General features: G+C 59.4%; 19 protein-coding genes and 1 other RNA gene. 15 read left to right on the plus strand and 5 right to left on the minus strand.

What is annotated here, in order from left to right; all coding sequences use genetic code 11:
• The first annotated feature begins 126 nt into the window (after positions 1-126).
• Together speB and Q9R34_RS07055 are read left to right on the plus strand one after the other, a co-directional pair.
• Positions 127-1,050 carry an agmatinase gene (speB, locus tag Q9R34_RS07050; protein ID WP_485892930.1) on the plus strand — a complete coding sequence of 308 codons (924 nt, stop codon included), beginning with the start codon at positions 127-129 and terminating at the stop codon, positions 1,048-1,050.
• 18 nt (positions 1,051-1,068) lie between these two features.
• Positions 1,069-1,506: a YidB family protein gene (locus tag Q9R34_RS07055; RefSeq protein ID WP_485892931.1), complete on the plus strand. Its 438-nt coding sequence runs from the start codon at positions 1,069-1,071 to the stop codon at positions 1,504-1,506.
• 37 nt (positions 1,507-1,543) lie between these two features.
• Here Q9R34_RS07055 and loiP read toward each other — a convergent pair whose 3' ends face one another.
• Positions 1,544-2,302, minus strand: coding sequence for a metalloprotease LoiP (gene loiP / locus Q9R34_RS07060; RefSeq protein ID WP_434125780.1), 759 nt, complete (start codon positions 2,300-2,302; stop codon positions 1,544-1,546).
• A gap of 273 nt (positions 2,303-2,575) precedes the next feature.
• Here loiP and tkt point away from each other — a divergent pair, with 273 nt between their 5' ends.
• From tkt to Q9R34_RS07095, 7 genes are all read left to right on the plus strand, one after another.
• Entirely contained in the window at positions 2,576-4,573 is a 1,998-nt protein-coding gene (tkt, locus tag Q9R34_RS07065; RefSeq protein WP_434125781.1) for a transketolase, read from the plus strand.
• 297 nt (positions 4,574-4,870) lie between these two features.
• Entirely contained in the window at positions 4,871-5,890 is a 1,020-nt protein-coding gene (gene epd, locus Q9R34_RS07070; RefSeq protein WP_485892932.1) for an erythrose-4-phosphate dehydrogenase, read from the plus strand.
• 51 nt (positions 5,891-5,941) lie between these two features.
• Positions 5,942-7,105: a phosphoglycerate kinase gene (pgk, locus tag Q9R34_RS07075; protein WP_485892933.1), complete on the plus strand. Its 1,164-nt coding sequence runs from the start codon at positions 5,942-5,944 to the stop codon at positions 7,103-7,105.
• Between the two features lie 104 nt (positions 7,106-7,209).
• Entirely contained in the window at positions 7,210-8,289 is a 1,080-nt protein-coding gene (gene fbaA / locus Q9R34_RS07080) for a class II fructose-bisphosphate aldolase (protein ID WP_434125785.1), read from the plus strand.
• Positions 8,290-8,498: 209 nt separating this feature from the next.
• Positions 8,499-9,371 carry a small-conductance mechanosensitive channel MscS gene (mscS, locus tag Q9R34_RS07085; RefSeq protein ID WP_434125786.1) on the plus strand — a complete coding sequence of 291 codons (873 nt, stop codon included), beginning with the start codon at positions 8,499-8,501 and terminating at the stop codon, positions 9,369-9,371.
• 126 nt (positions 9,372-9,497) lie between these two features.
• A complete protein-coding gene (gene argO, locus Q9R34_RS07090) occupies positions 9,498-10,121 on the plus strand; it encodes an arginine exporter ArgO (protein WP_485892934.1) in 624 nt (207 codons plus the stop codon).
• Positions 10,122-10,263: 142 nt separating this feature from the next.
• Positions 10,264-11,004: an oxidative stress defense protein gene (locus Q9R34_RS07095; protein WP_434125790.1), complete on the plus strand. Its 741-nt coding sequence runs from the start codon at positions 10,264-10,266 to the stop codon at positions 11,002-11,004.
• Between the two features lie 117 nt (positions 11,005-11,121).
• Here the strand turns inward: Q9R34_RS07095 and Q9R34_RS07100 are convergent, their stop codons facing one another.
• Positions 11,122-12,027, minus strand: a complete 906-nt coding sequence (locus tag Q9R34_RS07100) for a LysR family transcriptional regulator ArgP (protein WP_434125791.1) — start codon at positions 12,025-12,027, stop codon at positions 11,122-11,124.
• 207 nt (positions 12,028-12,234) lie between these two features.
• On the opposite strand from Q9R34_RS07100, the gene rpiA reads away from it, so the two are divergent.
• Together rpiA and serA are read left to right on the plus strand one after the other, a co-directional pair.
• On the plus strand, positions 12,235-12,894 hold the full coding sequence (gene rpiA / locus Q9R34_RS07105) for a ribose-5-phosphate isomerase RpiA (protein WP_434125792.1): 660 nt from the start codon (positions 12,235-12,237) through the stop codon (positions 12,892-12,894).
• 280 nt (positions 12,895-13,174) lie between these two features.
• Positions 13,175-14,413, plus strand: coding sequence for a phosphoglycerate dehydrogenase (serA, locus tag Q9R34_RS07110; protein ID WP_485892935.1), 1,239 nt, complete (start codon positions 13,175-13,177; stop codon positions 14,411-14,413).
• A 75-nt stretch (positions 14,414-14,488) separates the two neighbouring features.
• Here serA and Q9R34_RS07115 read toward each other — a convergent pair whose 3' ends face one another.
• The 3 genes from Q9R34_RS07115 to zapA all read right to left on the minus strand — a co-directional run bounded on the left by Q9R34_RS07115 (position 14,489) and on the right by zapA (position 15,711).
• Positions 14,489-15,082 (minus strand): 5-formyltetrahydrofolate cyclo-ligase, encoded by a 594-nt coding sequence (locus tag Q9R34_RS07115; protein WP_434125794.1) that lies wholly within the window; start codon positions 15,080-15,082, stop codon positions 14,489-14,491.
• A 76-nt stretch (positions 15,083-15,158) separates the two neighbouring features.
• A non-coding RNA gene (gene ssrS, locus Q9R34_RS07120) (6S RNA) lies at positions 15,159-15,342 on the minus strand.
• A 39-nt stretch (positions 15,343-15,381) separates the two neighbouring features.
• Entirely contained in the window at positions 15,382-15,711 is a 330-nt protein-coding gene (zapA, locus tag Q9R34_RS07125; protein WP_033752202.1) for a cell division protein ZapA, read from the minus strand.
• Positions 15,712-15,881: 170 nt separating this feature from the next.
• Here zapA and Q9R34_RS07130 point away from each other — a divergent pair, with 170 nt between their 5' ends.
• The 4 genes from Q9R34_RS07130 to ubiI are packed head-to-tail and all read left to right on the plus strand — an operon-like array spanning position 15,882 to position 20,224.
• Positions 15,882-16,460, plus strand: coding sequence for a YecA/YgfB family protein (locus tag Q9R34_RS07130; RefSeq protein ID WP_485892936.1), 579 nt, complete (start codon positions 15,882-15,884; stop codon positions 16,458-16,460).
• A gap of 50 nt (positions 16,461-16,510) precedes the next feature.
• Positions 16,511-17,833, plus strand: coding sequence for a Xaa-Pro aminopeptidase (gene pepP / locus Q9R34_RS07135; protein ID WP_485892937.1), 1,323 nt, complete (start codon positions 16,511-16,513; stop codon positions 17,831-17,833).
• Positions 17,830-19,008 carry a 2-octaprenyl-6-methoxyphenyl hydroxylase gene (ubiH, locus tag Q9R34_RS07140; protein ID WP_485892938.1) on the plus strand — a complete coding sequence of 393 codons (1,179 nt, stop codon included), beginning with the start codon at positions 17,830-17,832 and terminating at the stop codon, positions 19,006-19,008. Before pepP ends, ubiH begins: the two co-directional genes overlap by 4 nt.
• A 13-nt stretch (positions 19,009-19,021) precedes the next feature.
• On the plus strand, positions 19,022-20,224 hold the full coding sequence (gene ubiI / locus Q9R34_RS07145; protein ID WP_485892939.1) for an FAD-dependent 2-octaprenylphenol hydroxylase: 1,203 nt from the start codon (positions 19,022-19,024) through the stop codon (positions 20,222-20,224).
• The last annotated feature ends 404 nt before the right edge of the window (positions 20,225-20,628 follow it).

The raw sequence follows: 20,628 nt of genomic DNA on the forward strand, positions 1-20,628 counted from the left end.
CGCAATAATTGCGTAAACTGCGGCAACGCAAACATCCCTTCCTCGTCGGGCTTAACGACGCGGAGGGGATTTTTTTTATCTGGCCTTCACCTGTAACTTAATGCCATGCGGCAGCGAGGATGATTTATGTATAACACCCTGGGCAATCAGTACGACAATTCGCTGGTTTCAAACGCCTTCGGCTTCATGCGTTTTCCGGTCAACTTCCAGCCTTACGACAGCGACGCCGAGTGGGTCATCACCGGCGTGCCTTTCGACGCCGCGACCTCTGGCCGTCCGGGGAGCCGTCTGGGACCGGGCGCGATCCGTCAGATCTCCACCAACCTCGCCTGGGAAGGGTGCCGCTGGCCGTGGCAGTTCGATCTGCGTCAGCGCCTTAACGTGGTGGACTGCGGCGATCTGGTTTACGCCTTCGGCGACTCGCAGGATCTCTCTGACAAATTACAGGCGCACGCGGAAAAACTGCTGGCGAACGGCAAGCGTATGCTCACCTTCGGCGGCGATCACTACGTGACGCTGCCGCTGCTGCGCGCCCATGCGAAACATTTTGGCAAGCTGGCACTGGTGCATTTCGACGCCCATACCGATACTTACTCCAACGGCCCGACGTTCGATCACGGCACCATGTTCTATACCGCGCCGCAAGAGGGGCTGATCGATCCGCAACACTCGGTGCAGATCGGCATCCGCACCGAGTTCGACAAGAGCCTGGGCTTTAACGTGCTGGATGCGGCGCAGGTCAACGATCGCAGCGTCGACGATATCCTGGCGGAAGTGAAGCGCACCGTTGGCGATATGCCGGTGTACCTGACCTTCGACATCGACTGCCTCGATCCGGCGCACGCGCCCGGCACCGGCACGCCGGTAATCGGCGGCCTGACCACCGACAAGGCGACCAAACTGGTGCGCGGCCTGCAGGGCCTCAACATTGTCGGCATGGATCTGGTGGAGGTGGCCCCAGGCTACGATCATGCCGATCTCACCTCGCTGGCCGCCGCGACGCTGGCGCTTGATATGCTGCACGTGCAGGCGGCGAACAAAGGCGAATAACCCTTCAAACCGGGCGCAATGGCGCGCCCGGTGTTAACCGTAACGGAGAGCATGATGGGCTTACTTGATGACTTAGTTGGCACCTTAGGCAACGGACGCAGCACCTTAGGTGAACTGCAGGCGGTCTGGAACTGGGTGCAGGAGCAGGGCGGAGTGCAGGTTCTGCTGCAGAAATTCCAGCAGGGCGGGCTGGGCGAAATTTTAAGCTCATGGATCGGCAGCGGCAGTAACCAGTCGGTCAGCGGCGGGCAGCTGCAGTCGGCGTTTGGCGAAGAGGCGATGCAGTCGCTGGCGCAGAAGTTGGGCACCGACGTAAACGGCGCCTCCGGCAAACTGGCGGAGCTGTTGCCGCATCTGGTGGATCGCCTGACGCCGCAGGGCCAGATCGACGATCAATCCCTGCACGACAAGCAGCGCGATCTGGGATCGATGGTCGATCAGCTTTTTAAGCGCTAGTCTCCACGCGCGCCGCCGCAGGGCGGCGCGCGCTCGCTTATTTTCCGGCGTCCGCCGCGATGCGTTCGCGAATATGCTGCGCGCGCGCCGCGGAGTCGGGATGCGAATCAAACAGGCTGCTCTGCTGGCCCTGCTGCATTTTCGCCAGCTTCTCAAAGCTGGTCGCCAGCCCCATCGGGTCGATGCCGCGTTTTTTCAGTAGATCGTAGGAGTAGTCATCCGCCTGCGACTCCTGGCTTTGCGAGAACTGCGCATTGACCAGCTTTTCGCCCAGGTCCCCCAGCTGCGACTGCGACAGCGAGCCGATCACGCCGCCGACAGACGCGGCCGCGGTGCGCGCCGCCGTGGTGCCGAAGGCGACCTGCATCGCCTTGCGCGTATGGCCCAGCGCAACGTGGCCCATCTCATGCCCCAGCACCCCTTCAACCTCGTTGTCGTCCATCATATCCATCAGGCCGCTATAGACGCGGATGCAGCCGTTGGCCATCGCCCAGGCGTTGACATCTTTGGTGACGTAGACGCGGTAGTTGGCCGGCGTGCCGTTGATATTGTCGCCCAGCGCGGCGGCGATTTTGTTCAGACGCTGCTGGTAGGTGCTGTCGGCAGGCGCAAGCTGGTTCTCTTTATCCATCTGCGCGCAGGATTGATCGCTGAGCTGCTTCACCTGTGCGTCGTTGAGGGTGTAGGCCTGAAAAGCCTGCGCGCCCGACTGCAGCAGTGCGTTATTGTCCATGCCCTGGCAGCCGCTGAGCAGCGCCGCGAGGCTGATTGCCATGATGCCTGTCTTGATTGTCATGCGTACATCCTGTGAGTAACAAGAGAAGAAAAGCAGGTATCTGAAAAAGGGTCAGATACGGTAAAGAGTGGGTTATAGCCTGTCGTCGGCCACTTCGCTAGCAGACATTGCCGTAAATGCCAGACGAAGCGGCGACATTTAGCACGGCGCGGCATGTACTTTTGCCCCGATTTTCATGTACATTGATGGGCGACTTTTTCCTTGTTTTGCCTAATAAACCATTAATAACAATGCGTTAAACAGGCGAATCATTCATCCGACCTGGAGTAGAACATGCCCTCTCGTAAAGAGCTTGCCAACGCCATTCGCGCGTTAAGTATGGATGCAGTACAGAAAGCCAAATCGGGACATCCGGGGGCCCCGATGGGTATGGCAGATATTGCCGAGGTGCTGTGGCGCGGCTACCTGAACCATAACCCGACCAACCCACTGTGGGCCGATCGCGACCGCTTCGTGCTCTCCAACGGCCACGGCTCGATGCTGATTTACAGCCTGCTGCACCTCACCGGCTACGATCTGCCGATGAGCGAGCTGCAGAACTTCCGCCAGCTGCATTCAAAAACTCCAGGTCACCCGGAATATGGCTACACCCCAGGCGTAGAAACCACCACCGGCCCGCTGGGCCAGGGCATTGCCAACGCGGTCGGCTTCGCTATCGCCGAGCGCACGCTGGCGGCGCAGTTCAACCGTCCGGGCCACGACATCGTCGATCACAACACCTGGGTATTTATGGGCGACGGCTGCATGATGGAAGGCATCTCGCACGAAGTCTGCTCGCTGGCAGGTACCCTGAAGCTGGGCAAACTGGTCGCCTTCTATGACGACAACGGCATCTCTATCGACGGTCACATCGACGGCTGGTTCACCGACGACACCGCGAAGCGCTTTGAAGCCTACGGCTGGCACGTGGTGCGCGGCGTAGACGGTCACGACGCGGACGCTATCGCGAAGGCGATCGACGAAGCGAAAGCGGTGAGCGACAAGCCTTCACTGCTGATGTGCAAAACCGTTATCGGCTTCGGCTCGCCGAACAAAGCGGGCACCCACGACTCACATGGCGCGCCGCTGGGCGACGACGAAGTGGCGCTGACTCGCAAACAGCTGGGCTGGACGCACGCGCCGTTCGAGATCCCGTCGGAGATCTACGCCGAGTGGGACGCGAAAGAGGCCGGTCAGGCGAAAGAGGCGCAGTGGAACGAGAAATTCGCCGCCTACGCGCAGGCGTTCCCGGAGCTGGCCGCCGAGTTCAAACGTCGCGTCAGCAACGAGCTGCCGGCTAACTGGCAGGAAGAGTCGCAGAAGTTTATCGAACAGCTGCAGGCGAATCCGGCGAAAATCGCCAGCCGTAAAGCTTCGCAGAACGCTATCGAAGCGTTCGGCAAGCTGCTGCCGGAATACCTGGGCGGCTCTGCCGACCTGGCGCCGAGCAACCTGACGATGTGGTCCGGCTCTAAGCCGATCAACGTCGACCTGGCGGGCAACTATATCCACTACGGCGTGCGCGAGTTTGGTATGACCGCCATCGCCAACGGCATTGCGCTGCACGGCGGCTTCCTGCCTTACACCGCCACCTTCCTGATGTTCGTGGAGTATGCGCGCAACGCGGCGCGTATGGCGGCGCTGATGAAGATCCGTCAGATCATGGTCTACACCCACGACTCCATCGGTCTGGGCGAAGATGGCCCGACGCACCAGCCGGTCGAGCAGCTGGCCAGCCTGCGCACCACGCCGAACATGAGCACCTGGCGTCCGTGCGACCAGGTCGAGTCTGCGGTGGCGTGGAAATACGCTATCGAGCGCAAAGATGGCCCGAGCGCGCTGATCTTCTCTCGCCAGAACCTGGCGCAGCAGGAGCGTACGCCTGAGCAGCTGGCGAACATCGCTCGCGGCGGCTACATCCTGAAAGAGTGCGACGGTCAGCCGGAGCTGATCCTGATCGCTACCGGTTCTGAAGTCGAGCTGGCGGTCGCGGCCTGGGACAAGCTGAGCAGCGAAGGCGTCAAGGCGCGCGTGGTTTCCATGCCCTCTACCGATGCCTTCGACAAGCAGGATGCTGCCTACCGCGAAGCGGTGCTGCCGAAAGCGATCGGCGCGCGCGTCGCTATTGAAGCAGGCATCGCCGACTACTGGCAGCGCTATACCGGCCTGCACGGCGCGGTGGTCGGCATGACCACCTTCGGCGAGTCCGCCCCGGCCGAGAAGCTGTTCGAGGTGTTTGGTTTCACCGTTGACAACGTTGTTGCACAGGCGAAAGCGGTGCTGGCGTCATAAACCCTTAGCCTGAAGAGAAAGGGACGCCGTCGGGCGTCCCTTTTTTATAGCCCGCTGAATTATTCCTCAAGTAATAGTCCGCACCCTGGCAAAAATGTGACGCAGATCCAATAATCAGCGGCGCGTTTGATCGCAGTCATTCCCGTTATTCCTTCCATGCTTTATTGTAGCTGAACCGTTTCAGTTGGCCGTTTTTTGGCAGCGATTTCGGCGCGGTGCGCGCGAAAATCTCCTGTACAAACCCGCGTGAAACGCTCAGGCTATCGGCACGTTTATGAGCAGGAAGTGGCAGAAAAGATGACCATTCGGGTGGCGATAAATGGCTTTGGCCGCATTGGGCGCAACGTACTGCGCGCCCTTTATGAGACCGGGCGTCGTGCCAAAATTACCGTGGTGGCGATTAACGAACTGGCGGAGGCAGCTGGCATGGCACACCTGCTGAAGTACGACACCAGCCACGGCCGCTTCGCCTTCGACGTGCGTCAGGAGCGCGATCTGCTGTGGGTCGGCGACGATACCATCCGCATTCTGCATCACGCCGCTATCGACGCGCTGCCGTGGCGCGAGCTTAACGTCGACGTGGTGCTGGAGTGCACCGGCGTTTACGGCAGCCGGGCGGACGGCGAAGCGCATCTGCAGGCGGGCGCGAAGAAGGTGCTCTTCTCCCACCCGGGCGGCAGCGATCTCGACGCCACCGTGGTGTTCGGCGTGAACGAAGGGGCGCTTAAGCAAACTGACCGCATTGTCTCTAACGCCTCCTGCACCACTAACTGCATTATTCCAGTGATCAAGCTGCTGGACGACGCTTTCGGCATTGAGTCGGGCACCGTGACCACCATCCACTCGGCGATGCACGACCAGCAGGTGATTGACGCCTATCACAGCGATCTGCGCCGCACGCGTGCCGCCAGTCAGTCCATCATTCCGGTCGACACCAAACTGGCCGCCGGGATCACCCGTATTTTTCCGAAATTCGCCGATCGCTTCGAAGCGATTGCGGTGCGCGTGCCTACTATCAACGTCACGGCCATCGATCTTAGCGTCTCTGTACGCGAGGCGGTAAGGGCCTGCGAGGTCAACGCGCTGCTGCAAAACGCGTCAGAAGGGGCATTTCGTGGTATAGTTGACTATACGGAATTACCGTTAGTCTCAGTAGATTTTAACCACGATCCGCACAGTGCCATTGTGGACGGCACGCAAACGCGGGTCAGCGGTCAGCACCTCATCAAGACCCTGGTCTGGTGCGACAACGAATGGGGCTTTGCTAACCGAATGCTCGACACGACGTTAGCGATGGCCGCAAGCGGTTTCAGGTAAGGCGCGGTCTGCGCCTGGCAAAACTTATGAGAATCAACGAGAGGGTTCACCATGTCTGTAATTAAGATGTCCGATTTGGATCTGGCTGGTAAGCGCGTTCTGATCCGTGCCGATCTCAACGTACCAGTAAAAGAAGGGAAAGTGACGTCAGACGCACGTATCCGTGCTTCTCTGCCTACCATCGAATCGGCGTTGAAACAGGGCGCAAAAGTGATGGTCACCTCTCACCTGGGTCGCCCGACCGAAGGTGAATATAACGAAGAATTCTCCCTGCTGCCTGTAGTTAACTATCTGAAAGAGAAACTGAACGGTACCAACGTTACCCTGGCGAAAGAGTACCTCGACGGCGTTGAAGTCGGCGCGGGCGAGCTGGTGGTGCTGGAAAACGTTCGCTTTAACAAAGGCGAGAAGAAAGACGACGAAGCGCTGTCGAAAAAATATGCTGCCCTGTGCGACGTCTTCGTGATGGACGCCTTTGGCACCGCGCACCGTGCGCAGGCCTCAACGCACGGCGTCGGCAAGTTTGCGCCGATCGCCTGCGCAGGCCCGCTGCTGTCAGCTGAGCTGGAAGCGCTGGGCAAAGTGATGAGCAACCCGGAGCGCCCGCTGGTGGCCGTGGTTGGCGGCTCAAAAGTGTCGACCAAATTCGATGTACTGCAGTCGCTGGTGAAAATTGCTGACACCGTTATCGTCGGCGGCGGCATCGCCAACACCTTTGTTGCTATCGACAACAACGTCGGCAAATCTCTCTACGAGCCGGACTTCGTGGAAGCGGCGAAAGGCCTGCGCGACCAGTACGGCATTCCGGTTCCGACCGACTCGCGCGTTGGCACGGAATTCTCTGAAACTGCACCCGCAACGGTGAAAAAGGTTTCCGAAGTCGCAGATAACGAAGAGATTATGGACTTCGGCGATGAAACCGCGCAGGCGATGGCGAAGATGCTGAAAGAGGCGAAAACCATTCTGTGGAACGGTCCGGTCGGCGTGTTCGAGTTCCCGAACTTCCGTAAGGGCACCGAGATCGTGGCGAACGCCATCGCAGAGAGCGACGCCTTCTCTGTTGCAGGCGGCGGCGATACCCTGGCGGCTATCGACCTGTTCGGCATCGAAGACAAAATCTCTTACATCTCTACCGGCGGCGGCGCGTTTCTGGAGTTCGTCGAAGGCAAAAAACTGCCTGCGGTTGCCATGCTGGAAGAGCGTGCTAAGCAGTAACCCTTTGGGGGCGACGCCTGGCGCGTCGCCTGAAGACTTGCCCCGTTGGGCGTTTAAAGCGCTGTCCCCTCAGGGGATGGTCGGTCACGAAACAGGACACAATCATGTCTAAAATTTTTGATTTCGTTAAACCCGGCGTTGTCACTGGTGATGACGTTCAGAAGATCTTCCAGGTAGCGAAAGAGAACAAATTCGCGCTGCCAGCGGTAAACTGCGTTGGCACCGACTCCATCAACGCCGTGCTGGAAGCCGCCGCGAAAGTCAAAGCGCCGGTTATCGTCCAGTTCTCTAACGGCGGCGCCGCGTTTATCGCCGGCAAAGGTTTCAAAACCGACAAGCCGCAGGGCGCGGCGATTTTCGGCGCCATCTCAGGCGCGCACCACGTGCACCTGATGGCTGAACAGTATGGCGTGCCGGTTATTCTGCACACCGACCACTGCGCGAAAAAACTGCTGCCGTGGATCGACGGTCTGCTGGATGCAGGCGAAGCGCACTTCGAGAAAACCGGCAAACCGCTGTTCTCTTCTCACATGATCGATCTCTCTGAAGAGTCGCTGGAAGAGAACATTGAGATTTGCAGCAAATACCTCGCGCGCATGGACAAACTGGGTATGACGCTGGAAATCGAGCTGGGCGTGACCGGCGGCGAAGAGGACGGCGTGGACAACAGCCACGTTGACGCTTCCGCCCTCTACAGCCAGCCGGAAGATGTAGACTACGCCTACACCGAGCTGAGCAAAATCAGCAAGCGCTTCACCATCGCCGCCTCTTTCGGCAACGTACACGGCGTTTACAAGCCGGGCAACGTTAAGCTGACCCCGACCATTCTGCGCGACTCGCAGAAATACGTCTGTGAAAAACATGGCCTGCCGCACAACGCGCTGGACTTCGTTTTCCACGGCGGTTCCGGTTCTTCCGCGGCGGAAATCGAAGAGTCGATCAGCTACGGCGTGATCAAAATGAACATCGATACCGACACCCAGTGGGCAACCTGGGACGGTATTCTGCAGTACTACAAAAAGAACGAAGAGTATCTGCAGGCGCAGCTCGGCAACCCTCAGGGTCCGGACAGCCCGAACAAGAAATACTACGATCCGCGCGTCTGGCTGCGTGCGGCGCAGGCCTCAATGGTCGTGCGCCTTGAGCAGGCTTTCAAAGAGCTGAACGCTATCGATCGTCTGTAATCCGCGTCGCGGGTTAACAACAAAGGCCAGATCGTCGGATCTGGCCTTTTTTTATGCTGCGACCACGCGGTTTCGCCTAAATTTTCAACAAATTCAACGCAGATTTGGCATATACGACGAATGTTGTTTACCCTTGATAGCTGGTTTGCCGGAATTTTCTGGCTGTGATTTGATCTTCCCGGCAGGGAATTCAACAACAGGGCTCTCAAATGGAAGACTTAAACGTCGTAGACGGCATTCATAACGCCGGCGGCTGGCTGGTGCGCAATCAGGCGCTGCTCGTCAGCTATGCGGTAAATATCGTAGCAGCCGTGGTTATCTTAATTCTGGGGATGATCGTCGCGCGCATTATCTCCCGAGGCATCAACCGTGTGCTGGTGGCGCGCCACATCGATAAAACGGTGGCGGACTTTCTTTCGGCGCTGGTGCGCTACGGTGTTATCGCCTTCACCCTGATTGCCGCGCTTGGGCGGGTCGGCGTGCAGACCGCGTCTGTTATCGCCGTGCTGGGCGCCGCCGGTCTGGCGGTTGGTCTGGCGCTGCAGGGGTCGCTCTCTAACCTGGCGGCGGGCGTGCTGCTGGTGACCTTCCGTCCTTTCCGCGCGGGCGAATTCGTCGATCTCGGCGGCGTGATGGGCACGGTGCTCAACGTGCAGATCTTTTCCACCACGCTGAAAAGCGCGGACGGTAAAATGGTCGTCGTGCCGAACGGCAAAATTATTGCTGGCAACATCGTCAACTTTTCACGTGAGCCGGTGCGCCGCAATGAGTTCATCATCGGCGTCGCCTACGACGCAGACGTGGACGAGGTGATTGCGCTGCTGGAAGAGGTGGTTAAAAGCGATCCGCGCGTGCTGCAGGATATGGGCGTGCAGATTGGCCTCAACGAGCTGGCCGCCTCGTCGCTCAACTTCGTGGTGCGCTGCTGGAGCAACAGCGGCGATCTGCAGAACGTCTACTGGGATCTGCTGAAGAACTTTAAGCGCGCGCTGGATGCGAAGGGCATCGGCATTCCCTATCCGCAAATGGACGTGCATCTGCATCGCGTCAGCCCGCCGGACGCGGAAGCAAAAGCAGAATAAGCCTCTCAGGACGGCGCCCGCGCCGTCCTTATTAATCTGCCTAATAGCAGATTAAATCTTTCAATTTCCGCTAATAACCTCGCCTCTTTATACTTCTTTGCATCTCGCTGATGTAAGGAAAATTCTGTGTTATCAATGTATTTACAGGGGCTTGCGCTTGGCGCCTCACTCATTCTGCCGCTGGGGCCGCAAAACGCGTTCGTGATGAATCAGGGCGTTAAGCGCCAGTACCATTTAATGACGGCGTCACTCTGCACGCTGAGCGATATTGCGCTGATTTGCGGTGGCATCTTCGGCGGCAGCGCCTTGCTGCACCAGTCGCCGCTGCTGCTGATGCTTATCACCTGGGCCGGGGTAGCTTTTCTGCTGTGGTACGGCTGGAATGCGCTACGCCGCGCCTTTAGCGGCGATGTCGATCTCGCCAGCGACAGCGAGCTTAAGCAGAGCCGCTGGCGCATTGTCGCCACCATGCTGGCGGTCACCTGGCTTAATCCTCACGTCTATATCGATACCTTCGTAGTGCTGGGCAGCCTGGGTGGGCAGCTGCCGACGCAGGAGGCGCGCCGCTGGTTCGCGCTGGGCACCGTCAGCGCCTCGGTGTTCTGGTTCTTTGGGCTGGCACTGCTGGCGGCCTGGCTCTCGCCTCGCTTGCGCACCGCCAGGGCGCAGCGTGCGATAAATCTGCTGGTCGGTGCGGTGATGTGGCTTATCGCCAGCCAGCTGGCGCTGCAGGGAATAGCGAATTTCTGATTTGAATTGTCCTAAAGCGGCAGAACAGGATAAGCAAAACGCGAACTTTTGCGGTATAACACGCTCTTAGCAGTGCATACTATTCCGTTCAGGCTCTGGCCTTTGATGCCGCAGCAAAACAGAGATTCCAAGGAGGATTTTCGTGAAACTGAAAGCACTGGCGCTGGTCGCCATGACAGGCGCTCTGGCGCTGCCGTTAAGCGCATTAGCCGACGAACTGCCGAACGGCCCGCATGTCGTGACGTCAGGCCAGGCGACCGTGGATGCGCGCCCCGATATCGCCACGCTCTCTATCGTGGTTAACGTCTCCTCTAAAGACGCCGCGGACGCGAAAAAGCAGGCCGACGATCGCGTCGCACAATACTTTGATTTTCTGCAGAAAAATGGTATCGAGAAGAAAGATATCGATGCCGCTAACCTCAGCACCCAGCCGGAATATGACTATACCAAAGAGGGCAAGTCGGTGCTGAAAGGCTACCGCGCGGTGCGCCAGGTGCAGGTGACGCTGCGTCAGCTGGATAAGCTGAACGAGCTGCTGGATGGCGCGCTGAAAAGCGGCCTGAACGAGATCCGCTCGGTCGAGCTGGGCGTCACCAATCCCGACAGCTATAAGGCGCAGGCGCGCAAGGCGGCGATTGATAACGCGACGCAGCAGGCCGCCGCGCTGGCGGAAGGCTTTAACGCGAAGCTTGGCCCGGTTTACAGCATTCGCTACCACGTGTCCAACTATCAGCCGATGCCGATGGCGCGCATGTATAAGGCCGCCGCGCCAGCTGCGGATACCTCCGCGCAGCAGACCTACGAGCAGCAGAGCATTCACTTTGACGATCAGGTGGATGTGGTGTTCGATATCAAGCCCAATACCGCGGGTACGCAGCAGTAATGAAAAAAGGGGCGCTAAGCGCCCCTTTTTTTAGGTCTTTTTTAGACAGCAAATGAGTCAAATGCGGGCGGCATAAAGCGAAGGGCAAAGCGCCCCTTACTTCAGGCGCGCACGGACTCAGGCCGCTAAATCATCCTGGCGCAGCACGCGATGGCCGTGGGCGATCAGCGCGTCGGTAACGCGGCGCATCAGGCGGCTCTCCGGCGCAAAACGGTGCCAGTAGAGCATGCGGCGCTGGCAGAGGCCCGGCGTCAAATCGAGCAGCTCGCCGCCCGCCAGCTCGCGCTCAATCTGCAGATGCGGGATCATACAGCAGGTTGAACCCTGGCGCGCCAGCTGCACAAACGCCTCCGAGGAGTTCACGATATGGCAGGGGACGCTGCCCGGCGACAGATCGAAATTCTGCTGTAAAAAGGCCTGATGCATATCGTCGAGATGGTCGAAAGCGACCGCTGGCGCTTTGAGCAGCGCCGAGCGGGTGACGCCGTTGGGGAAGTAGCGCGCGGCGAACTCCGGCGAGGCGACGAACAGATAGTCGAGCGCGCCAAGCTGATCGACCAGGCAGCTCGGCAGCGGCTGCGGCTGAATACTGACCGCGCCCACCACTTCGCCGCGGCGCAGCCGTTCCTGCGTGCGGGTTTCATCTTCGACCTGCAAATTAAGGCGCACCGGCGAGTCCGCCAGCACATCCTTCAGCGCAGGCAGCAGCCAGGTCGCCAGACTGTCGGCGTTAACCGCCAGCGACAGCAGCAGCGGCGTGGTGCCGCCGTTCTCATCGCTCAGCCACTCCTCTTCCAGCAGCTCGACCTGATGCAGCAGCGCCAGCAGCTTCTGTCCCTGCTCTGTAGGGCGCGGCGGCACGGTACGCACCAGCAGCGGCTGGCCGAACAGGTTCTCCAGCTGCTTGATACGCTGCGATACGGCCGACTGCGTAATGCATAACTTTTGTGCGGCGCGCTCAAAGCCGCGTTCGCGAATCACTGCATCCAGCGCCTGAAGCGTTCGATAATCGGGGCGTTTCATTGTTGTTCTCTCTCCTTCAGGGTGGACGATACTATGCCACAAAAAATGCATCTGGCGCGCGTCGAAGGGGCTTTCCCTGCGCCGCGCGTCGCTTTTTTTGCGGAGTGGCTTCCAAAGCGATCACGTCAGCGGAAACAGCCGCGCACATTCGGCAGGCGTTGCTTTATACTACGCGCACTTCGTTGTCGCACAGGTTTTAAACATATCATGACCCAGGATGAACTGAAAAAAGCCGTAGGCTGGGCTGCACTGAAATATGTGCAGCCGGGTACTGTCGTCGGCGTCGGCACTGGCTCCACCGCCGCGCACTTTATCGACGCGCTCGCCACGATGAAACAGCAGATTGAAGGCGCGGTTTCCAGCTCGGAAGCCTCGACGCTGAAGCTGAAAGCGCTTGGCATTCCGGTCTTTGATCTCAATGAGATCGACGATCTGGCGATCTATGTCGACGGCGCGGATGAGATCAACCCGCAGATGCAGATGATTAAAGGCGGCGGCGCGGCCCTGACGCGCGAGAAGATCGTGGCGGCCGTCGCGCGCAAGTTCATCTGTATCGCCGACGCCTCGAAAGAGGTGGACGTGCTGGGGCGCTTCCCGCTGCCGGTCGAAGTGATCCCGATGGCGCGCGCCTTCGTCGCCCGCGAGCTGGTTAAGCTCGGCGGCCTGCCGGAGTATCGCCAGCATGTCGTCACCGACAACGGCAATATTATTCTCGACGTGCATAACCTGACGATTCTCGATCCTGTCGCGCTGGAAAAAAGCATCAACGCGCTGCCCGGCGTGGTCACCGTTGGCCTGTTTGCTACGCGCGGCGCTGATATTGCGCTGATCGGCACGCCGGACGGCGTAAAAACCATCGAAAAATGATCTGTCCGGCGCGATAAGCGCGCCGGTTATTTCCCTGCGCAAAACATCTTTTCTTTCGCCGCCTAAATTCGGTGACTTATGTCACATAACCGACATCCACAGCAGGTTCGTTCTTTGTTCGCGGTTCAGCCCCCGATTTTGTGCGGCAATGTGCTGGGCTCAGGCTTCCCCATGCTGGCCGCAAGGCAAACGGTTGTATTGCCGCAGGCGTAAATTTTGATATTTTGACAGAAGGCGCGCTTATGGCGGCCATTGTTGAAATCACAATAGGGTCGGGGAAATGGCAAAGGTATCACTGGAAAAAGACAAGATTAAGTTCCTGCTGGTGGAAGGCGTTCACCAGAGCGCGCTGGAAAATCTGCGCGCGGCGGGTTACACCAACATCGAATTCCATAAAGGCGCGCTGGATGACGAAGCGCTGAAAGCCTCCATTCGGGATGCGCACTTCATCGGCATCCGCTCCCGCACCCAGCTGACGGAAGAGATTTTCGCCGTGGCGGAAAAACTGGTCGCCGTGGGCTGTTTCTGCATCGGCACCAACCAGGTCGATCTTAACGCAGCGGCAACGCGCGGCATTCCCGTGTTCAACGCGCCGTTCTCTAATACCCGCTCGGTCGCCGAACTGGTTATCGGCGAAATGCTGCTGATGCTGCGCGGCATCCCTGAAGCAAACGCCAAGGCGCATCGCGGCATCTGGAACAAAAACGCCGTCGGCTCGTTTGAGGCGCGCGGCAAAAAGCTTGGCATCGTCGGCTATGGCCATATTGGCATGCAGCTTGGCGTACTGGCTGAAAGCCTGGGCATGCACGTCTTTTTCTACGACATTGAAAACAAACTGCCGCTTGGTAACGCCACGCAGGTGCGCCACCTGGCCGACCTGCTGAATATGAGCGATGTGGTCAGCCTGCACGTGCCGGAAACGCCCTCGACGCAGGATATGATCGGCGCGCAGGAGCTGGCGCAGATGAAGAAGGGCGCGTTGCTGATCAACGCTTCGCGCGGCACCGTGGTCGATATTCCGGCGCTGTGCGACGCGCTGAGTAGCAAACACCTGGCGGGCGCCGCGATCGACGTTTTCCCGCTTGAGCCCGCGACCAACAGCGAACCCTTTAATTCGCCGCTGTGCGAGTTCGATAACGTGATCCTGACGCCGCACATCGGCGGTTCGACCCAGGAGGCGCAGGAGAATATCGGTATCGAAGTAGCGGGCAAGCTGGCTAAATATTCTGATAACGGCTCAACGCTCTCGGCGGTCAACTTTCCGGAAGTGTCGCTGCCAATGCACGGCGCCAGCGCCAGTCGTCTGCTCCACATTCATGAAAACCGTCCGGGCGTGCTGACGGCAATCAACCAGATCTTTGCCGAGCAGGGCATCAACATCGCTGCGCAGTTCCTGCAAACCTCGCCAATGATGGGTTACGTGGTTATCGATATCGATGCGCCGCAGGATCGGGCGGACAAAGCGCTGCAGCTGATGAAGGCGATTCCGGGCACCATTCGCGCCCGTCTGCTCTACTGATTTCGCTTTACTGAAACCGGGCCGTCTGCCTTTTTCGCAGACGGCCCTTTCTTTTCCGCCACAGGCTCACTCCCGCTATTCCCACTGCCACAGGCGCGACGGCGTCAGTACGGCGGGCAGGGGCACATCCCACTCCTCTGCGGGCAACTGCTCTACGTGCTGGCAGTCATGCGCCACGCCTACCGGTAAAAAACCGTGCTGACGCCAGTTCTGCAGGGTGCGGTCGTAAAAGCCGCCGCCCATGCCGAGCCGCTGCCCGCTGCTGTCAAAGGCCACCAGCGGCACCATCATCACATCGAGCCGATCCAGGGTAATCAGCTGGCGGATATCAAGCGGCGGTTCAGGAATACGCAGTTTATTCGGCGTTAGCGCGGTTTCCGGCGTATAGCGCAGAAACAGCAGCTGGCCAGCGGAGAAAGGGTGCAGCACCGGCAGATAAACCTGCTTTTTCTGCTGCCACAGCTTAGCGATAAGCGGCCGGGTATTGAGTTCGCCGTCTACCGATAAAAAGAGCGCGATATGGCTGGCGTTGGCAAGAGGGGCGAAGTTAACGGCGTGCTCCGCCATCAGATCGGCGGCCTGTTCCTGCTGCTCAGGCGTCAGGGCGCGGCGCAGGTGGCGCACGTGCTGGCGGATATGGTGGCGATCGAGCTGAGAGGGCTGGGACACGAGAACCCCGTTGATATAGTCGCTGATTAAGCAACTATATCATTCATAACGGGGAAAGACAGATGCAGAACAGAAGGAGATCTCCGAGATGCCGCCGCAGGCTGTAACCCTTGAACCCTTGGTTCAAGGTGAATGTGCCGTCGCAACCATCAGGCTTCTCGGACGAACCGAGCATGCTCACAGGTTACAGAGCGCCACACTCTGTTGGTATGAAATATCGGCTCAGGGGACTGGCCCGCTTGCAAACATCTCAGAGAAACTGGACTTCACCGTTGCTACTGCGCAGCAACCATGAAGTATTATTCGAATTTCGCACCCTGGCGGTCGGTTATGCGACCTTGCTCCACAAGAGCCTGTTCAATTGTCTGCTGCAGAATACGGATACGTTGTTCCATATTAGCAGCATAATCGCGCGTTTTCATTTTCTCTTGCGCCAGTTCATGGCAAATGTTTAACGCGGCGATGAACACCAGTTGCTCGGTATTTGTGACTCTAGTGCGAACTTTTAAATCTTGCAACCGTTGATTGAGGTCATCGGCAGCCGCATTCAGCGCATCTTGCTGTTCAGGCGGACAATTCACTCTCAATGAACGACCAAAAATTTGTATATCTACTGGTTGTGCAGACATGCCACCTTCCTGACTGATTACTTCGCCCGCAGCTCCCTTTGGGCTCAATGCCTTGGGAGGCGGGCAACTATATAGACCCGCGAAATAAGTTACAACCCCTTTTCTGGAAACCTTGAGGCAGCTAGTGGTAGCATAACACGAACTTATTCTGCCAACGACGATGAATCCTTATGTCTTTACAGAACGTAACCCCCGATTACAACGCGCTCGCTTCAGCGCTCTCTCAACAAGGCGTGGGGATGACGCCAGCTGAAATGCATGGCCTGCTCAGCGGCATTCTGTGCGGCGGCAATCAGGATGTCAGCTGGAAAACGCTGGTGCACGATCTAACCAACGAAGGCATGGCCTTCTCGCAGAACCTGGCGTCACCGCTTCAGGCACTGCACGACAGCACCGCCAGCACGCTGGAAGAAGAGGGCTACCTGTTTCAGCTGATGCTGCCAGACGACGAAGATATCAGCGTCTTCGACCGCGCCGACGCGCTGGCGGGCTGGGTGAATCATTTCCTGCTCGGTCTGGGAGTCACGCAGCCGAAACTGGAGAAAGTGACCGGCGAAACCGGCGAGGCGATTGACGATCTGCGCACCATCGCCCAGCTCGGCTATGATGAAGATGAGGACCAGGAAGAGCTGGAGCAGTCGCTGGAAGAGGTAATTGAATATGTGCGCGTGGCGGCGCTGCTGTGCCACGACACTTTCACGCGTCCGCAACCTACCGCCCCCGAAGTGAAAAAACCGACGCTACACTAAGCCAGATATCTCAGGGCGCAAACGCGCCCGTTTCTACAGGGAGTGCAAACATGATTTCTCTGGATACTTTCCAGCAGCGTCGTCAGGCGCTGCTGACGAAAATGGCTCCCGGCAGCGCCGCCCTGATTTTTGCTGCACCGGAAGTGACCCGCAGCAACGACAGCGAATATCCGTTCCGGCAAAACAGCGACTTTTGGTACTTCACCGGCTTCAACGAGCCGCAGGCGCTGCTGGTGCTGATCAAAAGCGATGAAACCCACAACCACAGCGTGCTGTTCAATCGCGTGCGGGATCTTACCGCTGAGATCTGGTTTGGCCGTCGGCTAGGGCAGGATGCCGCGCCTGAAAAATTAGGCGTCGATCGCGCGCTGCCCTGGGATGACATTGGCCAGCAGCTGCACCTGCTGCTGAACGGGCTTGACGTGGTTTATCATGCGCAGGGCGAATACGCGGAAGCGGATGCGCTGGTGTTCGCCGCGCTGGAGAAGCTGCGCCGCGGCTTTCGCCAGAATTTCAGCGCGCCGGCGACGCTCACCGACTGGCGCCCCTGGGTGCATGAAATGCGTCTGTTCAAGGATGAGGAAGAGATTGCCATCCTGCGCCGCGCCGGGCAAATCAGCGCGCTGGCGCATACCCGCGCCATGGAAGCCTGCCGCCCCGGCCTGTTTGAATACCATCTGGAAGGCGAAATTCACTACGTCTTCAACCGCCACGGCGCGCGCTTTCCTTCTTATAACACCATCGTCGGCTCGGGCGAAAACGGCTGTATCCTGCACTACACCGAAAATGAGAGCGAGCTGCGCGATGGCGATCTGGTACTGATTGACGCGGGCTGCGAATTTCACGGCTACGCTGGCGATATCACCCGCACCTTCCCGGTCAACGGCAAATTCACTGCGCCGCAGCGCGCCATTTACGACATCGTGCTCGCCTCGCTTTATAAAGCGCTGGCGCTCTTTGGCCCCGGCGTCAGCATTCGCGACGTTAATGAAGAGGTGGTGCGCATTATGGTCAGCGGACTGGTGGAGCTGGGCATTCTGCAGGGCGAGGTAGAGACGCTGATCGCTGAAGAGGCGCACCGGCCGTTCTTTATGCACGGACTGAGCCACTGGCTGGGCCTCGACGTGCATGACGTCGGTCACTACGGCACCCCTTCGCGCGATCGTATTCTGGAACCGGGCATGGTGCTGACCGTTGAGCCGGGGCTCTATATCGCGCCGGATGCCGACGTGCCTGCGGAATATCGCGGCATCGGCATCCGCATCGAAGATGACATTCTGATCACCGAAACGGGCAACGAAAATCTGACCGACAGCGTGGTCAAGGACGCAGACGCAATTGAGGCGCTGATGGCAGCGGCGCGTCAGGCATGACGGTAATTATCGCCGGAGGCGGCATGACCGGCGCGACCCTGGCGCTGGCTATTTCCCACCTCACGCAGGGGCAGCTGCCGGTGACGCTGATTGAGAACAGCGCGCCCGACAGTCGCGCCCACCCCGGGTATGACGGCCGCGCCATCGCGCTGGCCGCCGGCACGCGTCAACAGCTGATCGATATCGATCTCTGGCGCAGCATCGAGAAAGTCGCCACGCCGATTACCGATATCCACGTCTCCGATCGCGGCCACGCCGGTTTCGTCACGCTGGACGCCGGGGCCTATCAGATCCCCGCGCTTGGCTACGTCGTTGAGCTTTTCGACGTGGGGCAGCGGCTGTTCGAGCGCCTGAAAAGTGCGCCGGGCGTGACGTTACGCTGTCCGGCACGCGTTACCGAGGCGCAGCGCCGCCAGGAGAGCGTGCAGGTGACGCTGGAGAGCGGTGAACAGCTGGAAGGGGCGCTGCTGGTGGCCGCAGACGGCTCGCGCTCGCCGCTTGCCGCCTCGTTCGGCATTCAGTGGCAGCGCGAGGATTATCAGCAGCTGGCGGTGATCGCCAATGTCTCGACGCAGTTACCGCATCAGGGACGCGCCTTTGAGCGCTTTACCGAGCACGGCCCGCTGGCGCTGCTGCCGATGTCGGACAACCGCCTGTCGCTGGTGTGGTGCCACCCTCTCTCGGCGCGTGAAGAGATCGCGTGCTGGAGCGACGACGAATTTCTGACGCAGCTGCAGCGCGCGTTTGGCTGGCGGCTGGGGCGTTTTACCCACGCGGGCCAGCGCGAGAGTTATCCGCTGGCGCTGCAGAGCGCCGGGCAGCAGACGTCGCACCGGCTGGCGCTGGTCGGCAATGCGGCGCAGACGCTGCATCCGATCGCCGGGCAGGGCTTCAACCTTGGGCTGCGCGACGTGATGTCGCTGGCGGAGACGCTGGCGGCCGCGCATCGTCAGCAGCAGGATGTGGGCAGCTACGCCGTTCTGCATCGCTATCAGCAGCGCCGTCAGCCCGATCGCGCGGCGACGATAGGCATCACTGACGGGCTGGTGCGGCTGTTCGCCAATCGCTATGCGCCGCTGGTGGTGGGACGAAATCTGGGGCTGATGGCGATGGATCATCTGCCGTGGCTGCGTAATCAACTGGCCGAGCGCACGCTGGGCTGGGTTAAGCGTTAACTAAGGGGCACCGATGCAAAGTTTTGATGTGGTTATCGCCGGCGGCGGCATGGTAGGACTGGCGGTCGCCTGCGGTTTGCAGGGCAGCGGGCTGCGCGTCGCCGTGCTGGAAAAAACGGCGGAGCCGCAGTTCGACGCCAGCGCTGCGCCGTCGATTCGCGTATCGGCGATCAACGCCGCCAGCGAGCGGCTGCTGCAGAAGCTGGACGTCTGGTCCGATATTCTGGCGCGTCGCGCCAGCGCCTATCACGGCATGGAGGTGTGGGATCGCGACAGTTTCGGTGCCATTAGCTTCGATGATGAGCAGCAGGGAGTGACCCATCTGGGACACATTGTCGAAAATCCGGCGATACACAGCGCCCTCTGGCAGCGCGCCAGCCGCTGCAGCGACGTTACCCTTATGGCGCCTTCGCAGCTGCAGCAGGTGGCGTTCGGCGAAAACGAAGCTTTTGTGACCCTGCAGGATGGCACCATGCTGACCGCGCGCCTGCTGATCGCCGCGGACGGGGCCAACTCCTGGCTGCGCAACAAAGCCGATATTCCGTTGACCTTCTGGGATTACGATCACCATGCGCTGGTGGCGAATATCCGCACCGAGCAGCCGCATAACGCGGTGGCGCGCCAGGTTTTCCACGGCGACGGCATTCTGGCGTTCCTGCCGATGCAGGATCCGCACCTGAGCTCAATCGTCTGGTCGCTCTCGCCGCAGGAGGCGAGTCGGCTGGAGAGCATGCCGCAGGCGCTCTTCAATCAGCAGCTGGCGGTGGCGTTCGATATGCGCCTCGGCCTCTGTGAACTGGCGAGCGAGCGTAAATCCTTTCCGCTGATGGCGCGCTACGCCCGTAATTTCGCGGCGCATCGTCTGGCGCTGGTGGGCGACGCCGCACATACCATTCATCCGCTGGCGGGGCAGGGCGTGAATCTCGGCTTTATGGACGCCGCAGAGCTGATTGGCGAAATCCGCCGCCTGCACCAGCAGGGCAAGGATATCGGCCAGCATCTCTATCTGCGTCGCTACGAGCGCAGCCGCAAACACAGCGCGGCGCTGATGCTGGCGGGCATGCAGGGCTTCCGCGAGCTGTTCGCCGGCACTCATCCGGCGAAAAAGCTGCTGCGCGATTTGGGGCTGAAGCTGGCGGATACGCTGCCCGGCGTCAAACCCACGATGCTGCGTCAGGCGATGGGGCTGCACGATATGCCTGCCTGGCTGCGCTAAGCCGCGCGGCGTCTTCTCGAAGCCAGCTTCGCGCTGGCTTTTTTACGCCTTTTGCTCAGCCTGCATCAAAAGCGAGCAGGGCTGCACCTTTAGCGCGCCTCGTTTGATTTATTCTAATTTCACCCCTCTCTTCGCATTAGTTTTATTTGTCTTATGCCTTCCTCTGCCAGGCGCGTTTTTAACATTTTGTGCGCCACCGCTGATTATCTTGCTGCGTATAACGGCGATGAACTTCTTTCCTGCGTGGTAAATCACAAAAACGCAGTTAATTATGCTGTCGTCTTTGCGCGGCGCTTAAGAGCCATGCTTCAATTCGACCCTGTACAGCTTATGGTTAAATCGTCTTTTCAATGATAACGTCAGGGAAAAGAGAACGTGTGCGCCGGGCGATAAGCAGGCTGACG

The sequence above is a fragment of the Enterobacter sp. BRE11 genome (genome assembly GCF_031844285.1).
In the GTDB taxonomy this organism is placed as follows: domain Bacteria; phylum Pseudomonadota; class Gammaproteobacteria; order Enterobacterales; family Enterobacteriaceae; genus Pantoea.